Source organism: Paraburkholderia sp. RL18-085-BIA-A, from assembly GCF_046027075.1.
Taxonomy (GTDB): Bacteria; Pseudomonadota; Gammaproteobacteria; order Burkholderiales; family Burkholderiaceae; genus Paraburkholderia.
On record NZ_JARESU010000655.1, the window covers coordinates 1 to 368 of the forward strand.

1 protein-coding gene is annotated in these 368 nt (G+C 60.9%); it reads right to left on the minus strand.

Going from position 1 to position 368, the window contains the following annotated elements; all coding sequences use genetic code 11:
* Positions 1–5: 5 nt before the first annotated feature.
* The coding region (locus tag P0D89_RS54260) for an RNA-guided endonuclease InsQ/TnpB family protein (RefSeq protein ID WP_408379886.1) at positions 6–368 on the minus strand (363 nt) is incomplete at its 5' end.

The window sequence follows — 368 nt, forward strand, 5'->3', positions numbered from 1 at the left end:
CGCCCTCAGTCGTGACCGACTGCCGCTTGCGCGGAAAGGGCGGGGATTCCTCCTGCGAGGCGGTCACGTCCGACCGCGAGAATGTTGCGGGCAGCATTGCGATCACGATCATGTGTCGTTTCACAATGGATGCACGTCCACTCTCTTATTCCGAGACCTGCGACACCTTTCGGCCCCGTGCGGCTCGCGCAGCACGAACAGGTCTGGGTAGAAAACGCTTCGTCGACCTCATCGAACCACACGCCTGCGTCATCGCACTTGTACCGAAGCATGGTCCGGAACGTCGACCAGCCCGCGTCGAGCACAGACTTGCTGTGCTGTCCTTTCGCGAGGGCCGAAGCATTCACGTTGCCGACAAAGATTGCACC